Raw genomic sequence first — 228 nt, forward strand, 5'->3', positions numbered from 1 at the left:
GGGCGACCGGATGGATGCCGCCACCGGTGACGGAGACGACCTTGTCGCGGTGCGAGGTCGGCTTGATGACGAGCGGACCGCCCCAGCCTGTGTTGCCCCGGGAGATCTCTACGGCTTTGTATGTGTTGGCCATGCTGTACTCCCGCCCTTAGTGCTCGACGCCCTGGCGGCGCGCCATGAAGGCGGTGATACCCTCGGTCAGGATGGCCTTGAGGTGGACGACGACGA

At 65.8% G+C, this 228-nt stretch carries 1 pseudogene; it reads right to left on the reverse strand.

Annotated elements, in window-relative coordinates:
- A pseudogene (locus KVT37_RS33420) lies at positions 1–133 on the reverse strand (PTS sorbitol transporter subunit IIB); the annotation flags it as partial.
- Between the last annotated feature and the right edge of the window lie 95 nt (positions 134–228).

Origin of the sequence: Mesorhizobium sp. GbtcB19 (genome assembly GCF_019091085.1) — a bacterium.
Classification (GTDB): domain Bacteria; phylum Pseudomonadota; class Alphaproteobacteria; order Rhizobiales; family Rhizobiaceae; genus Mesorhizobium.